The following is a 17495-nucleotide window of genomic DNA, read 5'->3' as shown; positions in this document are numbered from 1 at the left end:
AATGGGAAGATTTACGACCGGAGTCACCGTCATTACGACAGAAGTAGATGGTGAAGTGCACGGAATGACTGCTAATGCTTTTATGTCTGTATCTCTCGAACCGAAACTGGTACAAATTTCAGTGGCAAATAAAGCGAAAATGCTGAACTTAATTAGTGAATCAGGCACATACACAGTAAATATTTTATCTGGAGACCAACAAGATATTTCCATGCAGTTCGCTGGGCAAAATAAAGAAGATAAAGAAGTAGAATTTGAAACATTTGAAGGATTACCAATCATTAAAAACTCTATCGTGAGTTTGGCATGCAAAATATATGATACGCATGAAGCTGGGGATCACACTTTGTTTATTGGTGAAGTGCTAAACCTGAAAATCCAAGACGGGGATCCACTCGTTTATTTTGAAGGGAAATACAAAGAATTTAAATAGATAGAGAGTTTTGTTCAAGGAGGGGCAACGATGAAAACAATCCGAGTTGGTTACCCGATTTCCAATTACCTGCAAATGATTAGTGAACCGTGTGTGATGGCTTTAGGCTTTTTTGATGGCGTCCATTTAGGTCACCAACAAATTGTTAAGACAGCAAAAACGATTGCCGATCAAAGGGATCTTAAGCTCGCTGTGATGACGTTTTCCCCTCACCCAAGTTCTGTGATAAAAAAGGGAAAGCAAGTCACGAAATACATTACCCCGATTGCCATAAAAGAAAAAACCTTTAAAAAGTTAGGGGTAGACATATTATATGTCGTGGAATTTACCAGCCAAGTGGCGAAAATTCCTCACGATACTTTTGTGGAAGAATACCTATGCGGATTAAAATGTAAACATGCGGTAGCAGGTTTTGACTATAATTATGGCTTTAAGGGTAAAGGCGACATGGCACAGCTTAACGTCGATGCAGCAGGGCGATTTGGCGTAACCACCGTGGAAAAACAAGAGAAATGTCATCATAAAGTAAGTTCCACATTGCTTCGTGAACTCATCTCTTCAGGAAGAGTCGATGAAGTCCCGACATATCTTGGAAGCAGGTATGAAGTAGAAGGTGTATTGAAGAAAAATAGTTGCGGATACACCCTTAATATTGATTCTGATTATTTTCTGCCGTGTTCTGGGAGTTATGAAGTGACATTAATAAAAGGGATAGCAGTGGCAAAGGGGATATGTGAAGTGACTTCTAGTGACCGTCCCGGACAACTTCACATTACTGCGTTCTATGGAGATCTTTTTGAAGATGATAAACAAGTTCACTTACAATGGGAAAACTTTATTGCGGATTACCACATGGATGCTTTTCATGCACAAGCTCGATTCGATGAAATGGAATTGAGCTTGTAGCCCCTCCAAAACAAAAGTCTAATGGTAAATATCTTTTCAATGTTTTTATAAACGAAGCAAAGACTATATTTTATAAATGGAAATGCTTTATTAACTCTCTAAAACAAACATTTGTATATCTTTCTAAATAATAACTAATGTCAAAAACATAGTGATTCTAGCAATGTAACGATTTATCTCATTATGATAAAGTTGTTATGATAAATAAGATGAGGCATGTAACATAATAAATAATTTTGTAAGCGCTCTTAATTTAGGGGGAGCATCCTAAAGCTACGTATAACAATAGGCAATATTAATATTACTATTAGGAAAAATAATAAAATTTATAGGGGGAGAATATGAAAAATCAAAAATCGTGGGGTATTGCATTAACAATTGGAAGTCTACTTATGTTGGGGGCTTGTGGAGAATCAGAGAACGGCTCATCAGAAGCATCAGGAGAAAATACAGGGTCTGAAACAAACGAAACGTCTGAGGCATCAGGTGAAACAATAGAATTTGCTTATTCTCATGTCTTTCCATCTAATCATATTATGGAAACCGAAATTGCTAATACCTTTGTGAATGGGGTGAAGGAAGCGACAAATAGTGTAGTTGAAATTACAACTTATCCAGGTAATCAACTAGCAGATCCAGAGGGACATTTCGATGCAGCAGCTACGGGAGTTGCGGACATTGGAATGGGTGTGCATAGTTATACGCCTAGTCAATTTCCTCTTACTTCTGTTATGGAACTTCCTTTCATAAGTGAAACTGGGATAGAAGGATCGAACATCTTATGGGATTTATACGAAGAGTTTCCTGAACTACAAGATGAATACTCAGATGTGGAACCATTATGGTTTTCTACTTCTGAACCTGGACAGATATTTACAGTAGGCAAACAGGTAAAGAGTGTTGAAGATTTAGAAGGAATGAGAATCCGCTCTCCATCCGCTGAAGTAAACGCTTGGCTTGAAGAGTTAGGAGCCACACCTATCTCCATGCCAATGAACGATGTTTATGAAGCATTAGAAAGGGGTGTTGTGGACGGGACTGTTGGTCCTATCCATACACTACTAGACTTCAGTCTACAAGAAGTAGTTGATTATGTAACAGTTGGGGACTTTTACATGACCACGTTTTATTCTGTTATGAATCAAGATAAATGGGAATCACTTAGCGATGACATTAAAAGTTCTATGGATGAAGTAAAAGGTAGACACATGGTTGAGGTTGCAGGTAATGTGATTGACGAAAGATCTATAGAAGCTATAGAAGCAGCAGAAGAAGCAGGAGCCGAGTTTTATGAATTGAGTGATGAAGAGTTAGAAGAGTGGAAGGAGAAAATGAACCCCGTTATCGAAGATTGGATCGCTGATAAAAATAGCAAAGGACTTCCAGGACAAGAGATTTATGATAGAGCGTTAGAACTAAGCGCTGAATAAAACTCTACAAGTTAAATTTTAAGCCAAATTTCCTAAGGGAACTCTCTTAAGAAATTTGGCGTTTTACAAAGTGGTCTCTAAAATTAGATTTAAAGAGAATGGTGTAGTAATTAAGATAATCATTCTTTCATTTCCAACTTACATAAAATAATTGAAATCATATATGATTTGATATATAATAATATTAAGATAGGTTTAATTGTGTAAGTGTTTTCAACTAAAACTGAGGAGGAAGTATATATGACTAAAAGTTATCAAGAAATTAGACAGAAATTAAGAGGTTCCATTTGTCCTGTTATTACCCCATTTAAAGCAAATCATGAGATAGACTTCGAAAAACAATCGGAACTAATTGAGTTTCAATTAGCGAACGGTACTCACGGAATCTCTGTAACGGGTACATCCGGTGAACCTAGTTCGCTTACAACGGAAGAACGCGTTCAAGTTATGGAAAATGCAATGAAAACGGTAAATGGTAGAGTACCATTTGCTCCAGGAACTGGGTCTGTAAACCATGATGAAACAATGTATTTAACAAAAAAAGCTGAAGAGATGGGTGCAGATGCAGCGATGGTTATTGTTCCTTACTACAACAAACCAAATCAGCTTGCTTTATATAAGCATTTTAAAACTGTTGCAGATTCTGTTGAGATTCCTATTATTATATACAATATTCCCGGTCGTACTGCACAAAACATGGAAGTTTCGACTATGGCACGTTTGGTGAAGGACTGCCCCAACATTGTAGGTGTGAAAGAGGCCAATAAAGATTTTGAACATGTAAACAGAGTAATGCTCAACTGTGGAAGAGATTTTCTCTTGTACTCGGGAATAGAACTGCTTTGCTATCCGATGCTTGCAATCGGTGGGGCAGGATCAATCAGTGCTACAGCAAACGTTGAGCCTAGGAAAGTAGCTGACATGCACAATGCTTGGGAACAAGGAGACATCAAGAAAGCACAAGACCTTCATTATGAACTAATGAATTTAAATGATGTTCTCTTTAAGGACACTAACCCAGCTCCATCTAAAGCCGCATTAGGTATGATGGGGAAAATCAACCCTACTTTACGTTTGCCAATGGATCTTCCTTCTAAAGAACTTCAAGATGAAATCCGTGAAACTTTGAAGCAGTATAACATCGAAACCCCAAATACTATATAAAAAAAGAAAGGAAAGATTTAATAGTCTTTCCTTCTTCTTTACATTAATTATGAAAGCGTTTAAAAGTGTTGGTAGGGATCCTTTGGCTAATTCCAAGAATTCCACTAAATCGAAGGTAATTAGAAGAAAACTTACTCATATGTACTTCCTTCTAAAAAACTTTCAAGAAAGTGATGTTTCTCCTAGCTAGGAGGTATAAAATAGAGCTGTTGAATTAGGCTCTCTATAACAGGGGTGTTTTACTATGATTAAATTTACAAATGCCTTAGAGAAAATACTTAATCCAGTTAATTATGTTTTGCACCGTATATCAAACGTTATATTATTAGTCGTTACGCTGATGATTACTTTTGATGTGATTGGAAGGTATTTTTTCAATAAGCCCATTTCTGGAAGCTTTGAACTAACAGAATTTGGATCAGCTATATTAGTGTTTTTTGCACTTGCTATTACACACAAGCACAAAGAGCATATTGCAATTGGCTTTATTGTCGATAAATTAACTAAAAAAGCAAAAAATATCATGGAAGGTTTCATTGAGTTATTTGTTTTTGTAGTTATTTTCTTCATGAGTTGTACCATTTTTATTGAAGCTTTGCGCCTTATGGGGCGAAATTTAACAACTAGTGATTTAAATTTGCCTGTATATCCATTTATCATAATCGCTTCTGTTGGAACGTTCGCCTTTGCATTAGTGGCTTTAACGAACGGACTCAAACATTTTGTGAAGGCGGTGGATAAGACATGAGTCCAGAAACTATAGGAATTTTAGGAATAATAGTATTATTGATTCTGTTCGTAATAAAAGTTCCTGTAAGTATTGCATTAATTTTTGTTGGAACCGTGGGATTTGGTTTCATTAGAGGTTTCGATACAGGACTTATTCAATTAGGAAATACGCCATTCGGTACAGCTAGCTCTTATTCTCTTAGTGTTATTCCTTTGTTTATATTAATGGGTATGATCCTTTCTTTCAGTGGACTCGGACAAGATTTATTCCGGGCAGTGGACTCGTGGCTAGGTCATATAAAAGGGGGAATGGCTTTAACGACTATTGGAACGAGTGCCATATTTTCTTCTATTTCTGGCTCGGTTAATGCGACGACTGCAACAATGGCTCGTATCACGCTGCCAGAAATGAAAAAATATAACTATAGTCCAACGTTATCTGCTGCTTGTGTTGCAGCCGGAGGGACGTTAGGGATCTTGATTCCTCCAAGTGTCATTTTAATACTTTACGGGATTCTAACGATGGAACCTATCGGTGAATTGCTCGTCGCCGGTATTATACCTGGGATTGTAAATATGCTTCTCTTTATGGTAGTTGTATACCTATGGGTGAAGAAAGATCCCTCGGCAGGTCCTCCTTCGGAAAAATCAACTTGGAGTACGAAATTCAGATCACTTTCCAAAGTATGGCCTTTTATGGTTTTGTTCTTAATGACAATCGGTGGAATTTATTTGGGTGTATTTACTCCGACAGAGGCAGGAGCAGTTGGATCTTTCGGTGCATTAATTTTATCTTTAGTTACACGAAGATTAAATATTAAGAAATTAATGGAATCCTTGGGAGAATCAACACGCTTATCAGCGATGATCTTTTTGATTTTAATTGGGGCTGATATTTTTAGCCAATTCTTATCTATTAGCCGCATCCCTGCTCAAATAACAGCATTTGTTAATGGACTTGATTGGTCACCTTTAATGATAATGGTTATGATTCTTCTCGTGTATTTTGTACTAGGGCTATTTTTAGAAGGTATTGCTATATTAGTCCTCACTCTACCTGTTATATATCCGTTAGTTGTACAGCTAGGGTTTGATGGTGTCTGGTTCGGTGTAATTATGGTTATGGTTATGAACATTGGTCTAATTACTCCACCACTTGGTATTAGTGTATATATCATTAGTGGTGTTATGAAGGATATCTCTATTGAGCGAATATTTAAAGGGGTCATTCCTATGGTTATTGCTATGATTGTCGCTGTAATCTTGTTCATAGCATTTCCTGAGCTAATCACATTTTTGCCGCAGTTAATGAGAGGTTAAAATGAGATAAACTTGTTATTAGAGCTACTCGTTTTTCCTTATCAAAAGGTTTGATTAGTGTATTCTAGTTTAAGAGACATAATAATAAAGTTACATTCCAAAAGGCATGAAAAAGTAGAGTTTTGCTTTTTTATGCCTTTTTTGAAACTTTGAAATTAAATATCACTACCTATAGAGGCTAAAATATGTTTGATTACTTAAATCTACAGGATAATAAGTAAAGTCAAAAACCTAGTGATTCTAGCAATGTATCGATTTATCTGGATATGATAAAGTTGTAAGTATTCAGAGTAAATAGAACGATATTTTTAAAACAGAGGAGCTCTATTATGATCAAAGATGAATTGCAAGCGTTGAAAAGAAATTGGGAAGAAGGATATTTTCCACAATGGCTAGTCTTGGATCCAGAGGTTTACGAACTAGAGCAAGAAAAAATATTTGGAAAGACATGGTTGTTTTTAGGTCACGAGTCTGAGTTGAAAAAACCTGGTGATTATATCACAAGAATGATGGCAGATGACCCGATCATTTTAACGAAAAATAAAAAAGAAGAGATTAAAGCGTTTTTAAATTCCTGTTCTCATCGGGGCACTCGCCTATGTACCGAAGATTACGGGAATAAGAAAGCGCATACATGCCCGTATCATGGATGGACCTATAGTATGGATGGAGACTTAATCGGTGTTGTAGCCGGCAATAAATTATTCGGAGAAAAAATGGATAAAAGCGAATGGGGGCTTCGTCAGGTCCCACGCGTAGAAAGCTATCAAGGGATGATTTTTGGGAACTTTGATAAGGGGGCTATATCACTTGAAGAATATTTGGGCGATATGAAATGGTATTTTGACATTATGCTTGGCCGAAGTAATGGTGGTATGGAAGTAAGGGGAGTTCCACATCGCTGGATAGCGAAAGCAAATTGGAAAATGACGGCCGAAAACTTTGCTGCTGATCCTTACCATGTTCAGTCAACCCATCGATCTGCTGTAGAAATGGACCTGACGCCAACATCGGATCCAATGTACGCTTCTTATGGCCACCAGGTTGTACTTGATAATGGACATGGAATTAATGTTATTACTTCATCTACAGGAGAATCAGCTAACAAATATCAAGGTCTGCCGGAATATTTATGGTCGGAATTCGAGGGAAATCTAACAAAAGACCAGTTAGATGTTTTTTCTAAGGTCACTAACTTTGTAGGAGGAGTATTCCCGAATTTGTCTTTTATAAGTACAGGGAGTGGCTCGGAAGAGACGAAGCATAACCACATTAATTTTAGGGTATGGCGTCCAATTGGCCCCGATAAAATTGAAATCTCGGTATGGTATATGATCGATAAAGATTTATCGGAAGATTACAAGGAAAAGTCGTATAAAGGCTTCCTCAATACATTTGGTGCGGCAGGTACTCTTGAACAAGACGATACAGAAATTTGGGCAAGGATTGTTGAGGCTAGTCAGGCAAGAATGGCAAGAGACCGAAAGTTAAGTTATAACAATGTTATCAATTATCTCATGGGGCTTGATAATTTACAGCAGGACAAGGAATTTCCAGGACCGGGAATTGCTTATCCGACTTGTTATACGGACCATATCGCTAGAAGCATGCACGAATACTGGCTGGAGCTTATGACAAAAGAAGAGGGGGAGGAGACATAGAATGAATGCCGAATTGCAATTTGAAATCACTCAGTTTTTGAATCTTGAAGCTTATCTCTTAGATCATCGAGACTATGATAAGTGGCTTAATCTCCTGGCAGATGATATCCGGTATGTCATGCCAATGCGTGTAACGGTGGATAGGAAAGGAGGATCCAATATAAACGATGAAATGACATATTTCGACGAGAAAAAAGCTGACATTACGATGAGAGTGGAGCGGCTTTTTACTAAATCAGCATGGGTAGACAATCCGGCGACTAGGCAGCGGCATTACGTCAGCAATGTGATGGTGACAGAAGGTTCTAGGGAGAATGAGTACCACGTAAGGAGTTACTTTTTATACAAAAGAAGCAGAAGTTCCGATTTGGAGACTGAGGAGATATTTGGAGAGCGAGAAGATATCCTCCGCCGAAAAGACGGGGGATGGAAAATTGCATCACGTAGGATTTATGCCGATCAATCGGTACTTACTGTGAAGAACTTAGCGATGTTTTTATAGAACATTTGATAAACAAGAAGTATAGATTTATAAAATTAAATGAAGTCTCCCTTCCTGCGGTATTCTAACGGATTAACACCCACAGCTTGCCGAAAAGCTCTACTTAATTGACTTTGATCATTATAGCCAATCTGCTCTGCGACGTCTATTAGAGGAAGAGAGGAAGATAAAAGCAGTTCTCTAGCTTTTTGTATTCGAACTTTCCTCACATATTCCATAGGGGACATCTTTAAACTTTCCCTAAACAGAAGACTTAAATGACTCTCGCTTATATAGACCTCATTAGCTAAAGTTTTCAACGTAAGTTTTTTAGATAGATTTTTGTCGATGAAATAAAATAAATGTTGGAAGCGAGAGTCTAACGTTGGCGAAATTTCTTTTGTGTAAGGCCTTATGATCGTTAGTATTTCTGCAAACCACTGAAGTGTTAAAGCATTATAACCAAGTAAGTCAATCGTTTGATTTAAACCAAAATTAAACTCACCATTCGCAGGAGAAAAGGGATTTCTTTTGCTTGGTGACCAATTGTTATAGAGGTGTTCCCATAAAGTAATTAGCTTTTCTACTTTTTCGCTGTCAACTAATTTCATGACAATTGGAAACTTGTAAAGGGACATTAAATCAAATGGACCAAATCTTACTTCAAGAGCAACTTCGAAGTGTTCCATAGCATTATCATTGGATGAATTCATGATTTCAAAAGGCACTTGTGACGGGAAAATGACGAGGTCTCTCTGGTGTACGTTATAAGTTTTATCATCCACTTTAATTGTTTTTTCTCCAGATACAACATACCAAAAGACAGTATATGGTCTGTCGACTCTGTCAATCTTCCATTCTGGGTGCCTTATATTTTTTTCAATGCGGTGAACTCGAAAGTAGGTTTGATTCAGTTCCGAAAATGTTGTCACTGCACTTTTAAATGGTTGTCTACGCATGTCAAGTCACTCCTTGTATAATTTCATGATATAAATTATCACAGAAACAAGCAAGGTGAATTTGAAATACGTCGTATAGTCATTTTGCTGTTAGCGGGAATTAAAAAAGAGGAATTAAACAAAGAAAGACTGCAGTTTGGCTTTCAGAAGTAGAGAAGTGGGTTTCTTTAGATCCAGGTCCGATATGAAAAATATTCTGGGGAAAGATTGAAAATATTAACATCCATTTTGAGTATTATATCTTCCAATAAGGTAAAGAGTTCTATAAGAAATATAGCTTATTCTCTTATGAAGGAAACGGAGTTATTTTAGCTCATAGAAACGAAAGGGGCTAGTATAATATTGAAAAGTAAGTAATATAAAAGGCGGTGAATGGTAGATTATTACTATTCAACGCCTTTTGTGACGTGTTAAGGGAATTTTTTTAAGATCTATAGATATTGTTAACGGTTTCATTTAAACTATGAAAGAGGATTATTCCATTAAGTAGTGTTTATTAGAGTTTTTAGAAAAAAAGCTAGCAAGTTTTATTAGATTGTATTGCAAAAGAGGAGGAACTAGTTTTGATACATGAAATAATCACGATTCGAACAGAGAATTCCGAAGCAAAATTGTATACGTATATTTTGAATAATTCTCCTGATATAGACAGTGAACGAAAACGTCCGACGATCGTTATTTGTCCTGGAGGAGGCTATGAATTCACGTCGGATAGAGAAGCGGAGCCTGTTGCGATAAGGTTGAATGCGATGGGATTTAACGCATGTGTTTTAAGATATAGTGTTCGCCCGGCTCATTATCCGACAGCATTGCTAGAGCTATCAAAGGCAGTATCTTTAATTAGAAAAAATGCAGACCAATGGCATGTCGATAGAAACAAGATAATCGTTGCTGGCTTCTCAGCAGGTGGTCATTTAGCGGCAAGCTTAGGTGTTCACTGGAATAAATCATTTTTAGCAGAGCGACTAGGGATTGCTAGCGAAGATATAAAACCTAATGGGCTTCTTTTGAGTTACCCGGTAATTACCTCGGGAACGCATGCGCATAAAGGATCTTTTGAGGCGTTACTGGATGGAAAAGAGGAAGCACTTTTTGAAGAGGTCTCACTAGAGAAGCAAGTTTCCGAAGATACTCCGTCCACTTTTTTATGGCACACAACGACAGATGTTAGTGTTCCGGTTCAAAATAGCCTTATGTTTGCGGAGGCACTGGTGAAAAATAAAATATCTTTGGAAATGCACATTTATCCGAAGGGGGTACACGGTCTATCCCTTGGCACGGAAGAAACAAAGGGGAAAGACAATGAATCAACCCTTACAGCCTGAGGTTGCAAACTGGATTGATTTAGCTGGTGTTTGGATAAAGAATCTATAAATTGGTATGGTTCTGGAGGATTCTATTTTATTGATTATCATGAACATAATAAATATGGGACTTGATGGGATGAAATGAAAAGGATAGATGAAGCAGTCAGAACTGCCTGAGGTTAATTTAGTGCTGTGAAGTTTGAATAGAGTTTTACGATCTGATTAAGGTAAGTGTGCTCTCTTAAACCAGGGGAGCACACTTTTTTCTGATTTATGACGTTTAATAATAGTAACTGAATTTATTTCCTAGATCAACACTATGCTGTTCAATTAGTTATGAAGTTCCTCCATCAACTCTTGTTTTACAGCTTTGATATGTTTTTTCTTGCCATCTAAATTTTTGCGGGTCTTTTCGAATTCGGTTAGACGGTTGTTCACACTAGTTTGTTTCTGAAGTTGGTGTGCCTCTTTTTCATATTTCGCTGCTTTATTTTTAAAGCTAGTATTGCTTTGGATATCATCAAGATAATCATACATAACTGCGATTCGTCTTTCAGCAAACATAAGTTGTTTGTTGACTTCAACTACTGCCAGGGATTCCTCGCCTTGATCCTCCACAGCTGTTTTCTGAGCTTCTTTTGCTTCTTTAATAGAGCGTTCCTGTTCATCAAGATTATTGGAGAAGTTAAACGATGCGACATAACTAGGGAATTCACTATTTTTAAACTCTTCCCAGCTATCGACAAAACCATTATCGATGATCTGTGGAAGCTTATTTTCAAGCTTGTTGTCTTGTTTCTTACGTTTTTTTTCAGCAAATTTCTTCATCTGTGCGTACACCTCGGCATGTTTTACATCTTCGGCAACTTCATTACGTGACTCGAAATCTTTAGATAATGCGTCTGTCTCACTAATTTTCTCGAGAAGTTTATCAGCTTCTTTCATTTTAACAAGGAGAGTGTGTTCAGGTGGAATTTTCAATAAAGCAAATAGCGCTTCAATCTTTTCTCCTGTTTCTTTAGCTTGTTGGATATCAATTGTATCTTTATTATGAATAGTTCTTTCACAGGCTGAAATGTAATCTGAAACAAGGGAATTTATCGGTGTTAGCCATTTAATATTCCTTTGTTTATTACCTATGTCCAAGCAGTTTTCACACAGAAAATTAGATTTAATATCTACAAGAGAATCGCCATTTCCGCAAAACTCACAGACCTGTACACGGTCATTTAACACGACAAAACTCTCCGCAAGTTTAAATTCAATCTCCATATTTTTATTCCAAGCTAAATTCTCTCTTATGTCAGAAGGAATGATCAGACGTCCATATCGGTCTAATGTTTTAGAGTCCTTCGTTGTGTTTTTTGCCTTGGACAATTTAATTCCTTTCTTATCCGTCAAAACTTTCATTTCAAGTTCGCCCTGCGAAAAATCCAGTGCTTCTCGAATTTCTTTAGGAATAACGATACGGCCAACGGTGTCAACTTGCCTTTTAAACGTTTTAATCATATTTACCAACCACCTTTGGAAAAATTAGTATTTTTATACTCTTCCCTAATATTGCAAGATTGGAACCTTCTTTTTAAATAATAAATTCTTTCATCTCTCACTCTATTTTTCTAAACGTATAAAGTTATTTGAAATGAGTTAATAATTTTACATCTGTCGAAAGAAGTCTATTTATGCACATATGTGGAAAAATTGAAATAAATACCTAAGTTTCAATAGGTTCTTTAGTCCCTTAGTTAGTTGATTAAACCAGTTTAATGTTTTATAGATAGGTATTTAATGACAATAAAAAACGAAATTAAATCCTATTTTCCTCATTATGTGTTAAAAAGAGAGTAAATATAATTAGGAGAAAAGTTGATTTTTGCCTAAGTTAGTTATAATATACTAATAGAACTATTATTAAAGTACTACAAACATACTTTAAAAGTAACTATGTTTGATGAACTGTGGTTTTGAAGTAAAAGATATTGTAAGAATGTACATAATAGAAAAAGGAGAATATGACTTATGAAAATTTGGAAAAAATTAAGTATTCGATTTAAGTTATTGTTAACGTTTGGAATTGTTTTATTTCTTTTTACAGTAGGTTTTGCCATCAGTTTTCTAGAATTAAATACCGTAGAAGATGAAATTATTGTTTTAGAAGAGCATGCAGAAAGGTCGGTTGCTGTTACGAATGTTGCGGCATTATTTCGTGGGAAATTCATTCCAATAAGTGAATATGCAAGAACAGGTGATTTCAACGCACAACTATACGCGGATCAAGATGGAAAAATGGTGAAAACGTTAGATGAAATAGAAGTAACTATAGACACTGAAGAAGAGTTACGTTTGTATAATCTTATCGTTGAAAATAATACTAGAGTAGATCAAATTAAAGATGACGTATTACTTAGCAGTGATGCTGAAATTGATACACTCTTGATCGAATTGAACGAGATCAGAGATGTTTCTGCGAAGGCCTCTCTTGAGTTGGCAGCTATAGTATTTGAGCAAATGATGTCAGCGGGTAAAATAGCCGAGGGAGCTGTTAGTATCACCAAAACTATTTTCGCGATATCATTAGCCGTAGTGTTAGTGATTGGTACTGTTTTATTTGTTTTCTTTAGTAATAGCATCACTCGTACATTAAAGAAAGTGATGAATATGGCTTCGAGTATTAGCAAAGGCGATTTGCAAGTAGAGAAAATTAAAGTGAATTCCGGTGATGAAGTTGGAAAGCTAAGCGATTATATGAATCAGATGCTTGATAGTTTACGAGAGTTGTTGCATAAAATATCAGACACCTCAGAACAAGTTGCGGCATCTGCGGAAGAGTTGACTGCTAGCGCAGAGGAAACGAGTAAAGCAACAGAAAGCATAGCATCCTCCATTCAAGATGTTGCAGAGGGATCGGAAAAACAAGTTGGCAGTGCTAACTTTGCTACAAACACGGTAAATGAAATTTCTTCAGGAATGAATCAAATTGCTAGAAGCATGGAACAAGTAAATGAATCGGCGATTACAACTAGCAATAAATCGGACGAAGGTTCGAATGTTATCAATCAACTTGTCGCGCAAATGAACCAGATTAATGAGAAGACAAGTTCGACATCTAAAAGTATGGAGCAATTAGGGCTGAAGTCGAACGAGATTGGCAATATTATTTCTCTAATTACAGATGTTGCTGACCAAACAAATCTTCTAGCATTAAACGCAGCGATTGAAGCTGCCAGAGCTGGTGAACACGGGAAAGGTTTTGCCGTCGTTGCTGATGAAGTACGCAAACTAGCGGAACAATCGAGCCAATCAGCTGGGAAAATAGGTACACTTGTTGAAGATATTCAAAATGGCGTTCGTCAGTCTGTAATATCCATGGATGAAGGACGAAAGTCTGTAGAAGAAGGTCTTGTATTCGGAGATAATGCCGGAGTAACATTCAAGGAAATTTCCATAGCAGTAAACGGCGTTACTACACAAGTACAAGAAGTATCAGCAGCTGTGCAACAAATTACATCAAGCACGGAATCGATGTTACATTCTGTTGAAGAGTCTGGTAATATAGCGAAAACCTCAGCAACGAGTACGCAAACTGTTGCAGCATCAGCAGAAGAACAAAATGCATCCATGGAGGAAATATCTTCATCAGCCGAAACACTAAGTCAAATGGCAGAAGATTTACAGAAGTCTGTCAGAAGTTTTAAGTTATAAGTGTAAAATTAGAGAGGCCTTCCACGAATTTATTGTGGAAGGCTCTTTTATTACTATTAAAGCTACTAAAGTTTTTCGAAATCTTTTTTTCTTTATAATCTTCTTAAAACGAACAAAGGAAATATTATATTGCAGGGAGAAAACCTTACTAAGTCGAACATTAGATTTACGGCGGAGGAAATAAAAAGTTCCTTTATTTAAAATTTATTTACAGTTGTTGTTTATAACAGAACGACACTATTGTTTAGGTGCTATTTAGATTATAGTATAAAGAATATTAAGAAAAGGGCAAATATTATAAATGTAAGCGTTTTAATTAAAGGCGATGATCGGTCCGTTTTTATTCTTAATACCAAATTAATTAGGGGGTTAAAAAGAAATGAAAAAGCTTACTTTAAATTCAATGTTGATGGTAACGTTACTTTTTCTGGGTGCTTGTGGGGATACAAATGATTCGAGTGGAGCGGAAACCTCAAATAATACCGAAATAAATGAAATAAACGATTCTGCTGAATCAAATGAAGAAAACAACACTGCGGTTGAGGCATCAGTCGAGGGGTTAGAATTCAGCTTGGGGCATATGAATTCAACTGACCATGTACAGGATTCGCTGGCCATGAGACCTTGGACTGAACAAGTAGCTGAAGCGACAGATGGTCGAGTTCAGTTTCAAATTTATCCAGGAGGTGCTTTAGGTAGTCCTCCTGAAACGTACGATAATATTGTTACTGGAATTATGGATGCAGGCTGGGGACTTCAAGGTTATAATGCTGGTGTTTGGGAAATTCACTCAGCAATGCATTTACCGTTTTTGGCCGAAGGTACAGCAGCCGATTTAAGTGTAGTTACGCAAAAGCTTTATGATACATTTCCTGAAATTCAGGAAGAGTATGGTGATGTAAAAGTACTGTGGACACACGCTGCCGATCCGTATGCCATTATTACTGCTGGCACTAAAGTGGAAACACTGGAAGACTTAGAAGGATTACGTTTAAGAACTCCTCACGTGGAGGGCGGCGAAATGATAGAGTCATGGGGTGGAACACCGGTTTCGATGCCTGCACCGGAAATCTATGATGCGATGCAACGAGGGGTAATTGATGGAGGTGTACTTCCTGTAGCAGCAATTGCTGACTTTAATATTTATGACGTAGTTGACTATGTTACCATCGGTAATTTTAACACATCATTATTTTATGTATTCATGAATCAAAGTAGTTGGGATAGTATCTCTGCCGAAGATCAGAAAATTATTGAGGAGCTGAGTGGCGAACAAATGGCTCTACAATCCGGGGAAGCATTTGATACTCAAAGAGAAGATGCCTACAATAAATCAATCGAAGAAGGTATTGAATTTTATGAATTAGAGGAAGCTGAGTTAGCTAGATTCAAAGAGGCTTCAGAAGTAGTGACAGAGAGATGGCTTGGAGACATGGAAGATAAAGGTGTTGATGGTCAAGCTATTATTGATGAAGCACTTAAATTAATGGAGGAATAAGAAATAACCCCATAGAGGTGAAGTAGAATGAAGTCCAAAGATAAGGATATTAATGAAAAAAAAGATTTGTTGGGTTCGGAGGAGCCCGACAAGTCCTCTTTTCCAGATAAGAGACAGAGCAGATTAGAAAAGGCTATTCATATATTGAATAAAATTACACATAGAGTTTCCATGGTCATCTTGTTTTTTATGATGACATTAACTGTAGTTGACGTTACTGGAAGATACTTCTTTAATAACCCAATAACCGGTGCTGTAGAGTTAACAAGTCTCTCGATGGCGATCATCATTTTCTTTAGCTTAGGGATGACTCAGATAAAAGAGGACCACATCTCGATTAATTTTTTAACCGTTAAACTTCCAATGAAAGTTGAAGAATCACTGAATGTGGTGACCTCGTTTGTTATTATAATTTTATTGTCATTAACTTCATGGCAGTTAATTGTTTATGCTCAAAGATTTGGTAACCAGACAAGTGGAGATTTAGGAATCCCAATGAATTATTTTGCTATTTTAGCTGCAATTGGTATGTTTTTTTATACTTTGACGATTTTATTAAATATGATTAATTCATTCACTAAGGTGGTGCAAAAGAATGAATCCTGAACTAATTGGAATACTAGGAATTATTTTATTGCTCCTCTTAATTATGTTAAATGTATCTGTAGGTCTCTCCCTTTTCTTAGTCGGTTTCATAGGCGTGTCACTCTTAACTGATTGGAATGTTGGTCTAGCACAGTTAGCAACAGCTTCTTTTGGTATGGCAAATAGTTATAGTTTAAGTGTCATTCCATTGTTTATACTAATGGGCATGTTTATGTCAAATACTGGTTTAGGTCAAGATATGTTTAAGGCAGTAGATAAATGGATTGGACATTTACGAGGAGGATTAGCAATCGCCACTATTGGTGCCAGTTCAATTTTTGCGGCAATTTCGGGTTCAACCAATGCAACAACGGCAACAATGGCACGAATAGCAATTCCTGAAATGGACAAATATAAATATCAGTCGTCTTTATCAACGGCCTCTGTAGCTGCGGGTGGTACGCTAGGAATATTAATTCCGCCAAGTGTAATATTAATTTTATATGGTGCATTAACTTCAGAACCAATCGGTCCACTTCTCATTGCAGGAATTGTGCCCGGGCTTTTATTAGCGCTAGTGTTTATGGTAACGATAAATATACAAGTCAGATTAAAACCGGAAATTGCACCGCGGTCACAGGAGACATCGTCTTATAAAGAAAAGATGCTTTCTCTTGGAACCATTTGGCCTTTTATATTGATTTTTATGGTCAGTATTGGAGGGATATATTTTGGAGTGTTCACGCCTACTGAGGCAGGTGGAATTGGTGCAATGGGGGCTTTCATAGTTACCATTATCACGAGACGATTAACGTGGTCTAAATTCCTTTTATCATTAGATGATACTATACGGCTATCGGTTATGCTTTTCTTAATACTAATTGGAGCAACAATTTTTGGAAGGTTTTTAGCTTTAAGTCAAATTCCAATGGAATTAACTGCATACGTAGGATCTCTGGATGTATCACCATTTATTATTTTAGCAATGATATTACTCGTTTATCTTGTCTTGGGAATGTTCATGGAAGGAATCGCCATCATGGTATTGACACTTCCGATCGTTTATCCAATTGTTACGCAACTCGGATTTGATGGCATATGGTTCGGAATAATCATGGTAATGGTTTTAAATATAGGTGTTTTAACACCTCCATTAGGCTTGAGTATCTATATTATTAGTGGGGTAGTGAAAGATGTCCCGATAGACAAGATTTTTAGAGGGGTAACACCAATGGTAATAGTGATGGTGTTTTTTACAATACTTTTGGTTGTTTTCCCTGAGATCGTTCTCTATTTACCAAGTTTAACAGAGTAATAGAT

The 17495-nt window shown here is 36.8% G+C and carries 15 protein-coding genes; 13 read left to right on the top strand and 2 right to left on the bottom strand.

The genetic code is table 11. The features are described 5' to 3' along the window. Position 1 precedes the first annotated feature (1 nt). From ACHABW_RS19470 to ACHABW_RS19435, 8 genes are all read left to right on the top strand, one after another. Complete coding sequence (locus ACHABW_RS19470) at positions 2-433, top strand: flavin reductase family protein (RefSeq protein WP_435757761.1); 432 nt, start codon at positions 2-4, stop codon at positions 431-433. A 30-nt stretch (positions 434-463) separates the two neighbouring features. Further along, a complete protein-coding gene (locus ACHABW_RS19465) occupies positions 464-1339 on the top strand; it encodes an adenylyltransferase/cytidyltransferase family protein (RefSeq protein WP_435757759.1) in 876 nt (291 codons plus the stop codon). Between the two features lie 341 nt (positions 1340-1680). After that, positions 1681-2769, top strand: a complete 1089-nt coding sequence (locus ACHABW_RS19460; RefSeq protein WP_435757757.1) for a TRAP transporter substrate-binding protein — start codon at positions 1681-1683, stop codon at positions 2767-2769. A gap of 240 nt (positions 2770-3009) precedes the next feature. Beyond that, a complete protein-coding gene (hpaI, locus tag ACHABW_RS19455; RefSeq protein WP_435757755.1) occupies positions 3010-3933 on the top strand; it encodes a 2,4-dihydroxyhept-2-ene-1,7-dioic acid aldolase in 924 nt (307 codons plus the stop codon). A gap of 244 nt (positions 3934-4177) precedes the next feature. Continuing rightward, positions 4178-4681, top strand: a complete 504-nt coding sequence (locus ACHABW_RS19450) for a TRAP transporter small permease (protein ID WP_435757753.1) — start codon at positions 4178-4180, stop codon at positions 4679-4681. Beyond that, entirely contained in the window at positions 4678-5982 is a 1305-nt protein-coding gene (locus tag ACHABW_RS19445; protein WP_435757751.1) for a TRAP transporter large permease, read from the top strand. The genes ACHABW_RS19450 and ACHABW_RS19445 overlap by 4 nt, the downstream gene beginning before the upstream one ends. A 329-nt stretch (positions 5983-6311) precedes the next feature. Then, entirely contained in the window at positions 6312-7643 is a 1332-nt protein-coding gene (locus ACHABW_RS19440; protein WP_435757749.1) for an aromatic ring-hydroxylating oxygenase subunit alpha, read from the top strand. 1 nt (position 7644) lies between these two features. After that, complete coding sequence (locus ACHABW_RS19435; RefSeq protein WP_435757747.1) at positions 7645-8145, top strand: 3-phenylpropionate/cinnamic acid dioxygenase subunit beta; 501 nt, start codon at positions 7645-7647, stop codon at positions 8143-8145. A 35-nt stretch (positions 8146-8180) separates the two neighbouring features. On the opposite strand, the gene ACHABW_RS19430 is transcribed toward ACHABW_RS19435, so the two are convergent. Beyond that, positions 8181-9083, bottom strand: a complete 903-nt coding sequence (locus tag ACHABW_RS19430; protein ID WP_435757745.1) for an AraC family transcriptional regulator — start codon at positions 9081-9083, stop codon at positions 8181-8183. A gap of 563 nt (positions 9084-9646) precedes the next feature. Between ACHABW_RS19430 and ACHABW_RS19425 the strand changes: the two genes are divergently transcribed. Beyond that, complete coding sequence (locus ACHABW_RS19425) at positions 9647-10408, top strand: alpha/beta hydrolase (RefSeq protein WP_435757743.1); 762 nt, start codon at positions 9647-9649, stop codon at positions 10406-10408. A 312-nt stretch (positions 10409-10720) separates the two neighbouring features. Here ACHABW_RS19425 and ACHABW_RS19420 read toward each other — a convergent pair whose 3' ends face one another. Continuing rightward, complete coding sequence (locus ACHABW_RS19420; protein ID WP_435757741.1) at positions 10721-11899, bottom strand: AbrB/MazE/SpoVT family DNA-binding domain-containing protein; 1179 nt, start codon at positions 11897-11899, stop codon at positions 10721-10723. A gap of 510 nt (positions 11900-12409) precedes the next feature. Here ACHABW_RS19420 and ACHABW_RS19415 point away from each other — a divergent pair. The 4 genes from ACHABW_RS19415 to ACHABW_RS19400 all read left to right on the top strand — a co-directional run bounded on the left by ACHABW_RS19415 (position 12410) and on the right by ACHABW_RS19400 (position 17490). Continuing rightward, positions 12410-14092, top strand: coding sequence for a methyl-accepting chemotaxis protein (locus ACHABW_RS19415; protein WP_435757739.1), 1683 nt, complete (start codon positions 12410-12412; stop codon positions 14090-14092). A gap of 379 nt (positions 14093-14471) precedes the next feature. Next, positions 14472-15590, top strand: coding sequence for a TRAP transporter substrate-binding protein (locus tag ACHABW_RS19410; RefSeq protein WP_435757737.1), 1119 nt, complete (start codon positions 14472-14474; stop codon positions 15588-15590). Between the two features lie 27 nt (positions 15591-15617). Further along, positions 15618-16196: a TRAP transporter small permease gene (locus ACHABW_RS19405; RefSeq protein WP_435757735.1), complete on the top strand. Its 579-nt coding sequence runs from the start codon at positions 15618-15620 to the stop codon at positions 16194-16196. Then, positions 16186-17490 (top strand): TRAP transporter large permease, encoded by a 1305-nt coding sequence (locus tag ACHABW_RS19400; RefSeq protein ID WP_435757733.1) that lies wholly within the window; start codon positions 16186-16188, stop codon positions 17488-17490. Before ACHABW_RS19405 ends, ACHABW_RS19400 begins: the two co-directional genes overlap by 11 nt. Positions 17491-17495: the final 5 nt, after the last annotated feature.

Source organism: Salipaludibacillus sp. CF4.18, assembly GCF_051262595.1.
Classification (GTDB): domain Bacteria; phylum Bacillota; class Bacilli; order Bacillales; family Salisediminibacteriaceae; genus Salipaludibacillus; species Salipaludibacillus neizhouensis.
This window is presented reverse-complemented; position numbering and strand designations above follow the sequence as displayed.

Excerpts from the sequence above, each read along its gene's own strand:
- ACHABW_RS19470 (WP_435757761.1), top strand. The coding sequence starts at position 2 with ATGGGAAGATTTACGACCGGAGTCACCGTCATTACGACAGAAGTAGAT.
- ACHABW_RS19465 (WP_435757759.1), top strand. The coding sequence starts at position 464 with ATGAAAACAATCCGAGTTGGTTACCCGATTTCCAATTACCTGCAAATG.
- ACHABW_RS19460 (WP_435757757.1), top strand. The coding sequence starts at position 1,681 with ATGAAAAATCAAAAATCGTGGGGTATTGCATTAACAATTGGAAGTCTA.
- hpaI (WP_435757755.1), top strand. The coding sequence starts at position 3,010 with ATGACTAAAAGTTATCAAGAAATTAGACAGAAATTAAGAGGTTCCATT.
- ACHABW_RS19450 (WP_435757753.1), top strand. The coding sequence starts at position 4,178 with ATGATTAAATTTACAAATGCCTTAGAGAAAATACTTAATCCAGTTAAT.
- ACHABW_RS19445 (WP_435757751.1), top strand. The coding sequence starts at position 4,678 with ATGAGTCCAGAAACTATAGGAATTTTAGGAATAATAGTATTATTGATT.
- ACHABW_RS19440 (WP_435757749.1), top strand. The coding sequence starts at position 6,312 with ATGATCAAAGATGAATTGCAAGCGTTGAAAAGAAATTGGGAAGAAGGA.
- ACHABW_RS19435 (WP_435757747.1), top strand. The coding sequence starts at position 7,645 with ATGAATGCCGAATTGCAATTTGAAATCACTCAGTTTTTGAATCTTGAA.
- ACHABW_RS19430 (WP_435757745.1), bottom strand. The coding sequence starts at position 9,083 with ATGCGTAGACAACCATTTAAAAGTGCAGTGACAACATTTTCGGAACTG.
- ACHABW_RS19420 (WP_435757741.1), bottom strand. The coding sequence starts at position 11,899 with ATGATTAAAACGTTTAAAAGGCAAGTTGACACCGTTGGCCGTATCGTT.
- ACHABW_RS19415 (WP_435757739.1), top strand. The coding sequence starts at position 12,410 with ATGAAAATTTGGAAAAAATTAAGTATTCGATTTAAGTTATTGTTAACG.
- ACHABW_RS19410 (WP_435757737.1), top strand. The coding sequence starts at position 14,472 with ATGAAAAAGCTTACTTTAAATTCAATGTTGATGGTAACGTTACTTTTT.
- ACHABW_RS19405 (WP_435757735.1), top strand. The coding sequence starts at position 15,618 with ATGAAGTCCAAAGATAAGGATATTAATGAAAAAAAAGATTTGTTGGGT.
- ACHABW_RS19400 (WP_435757733.1), top strand. The coding sequence starts at position 16,186 with ATGAATCCTGAACTAATTGGAATACTAGGAATTATTTTATTGCTCCTC.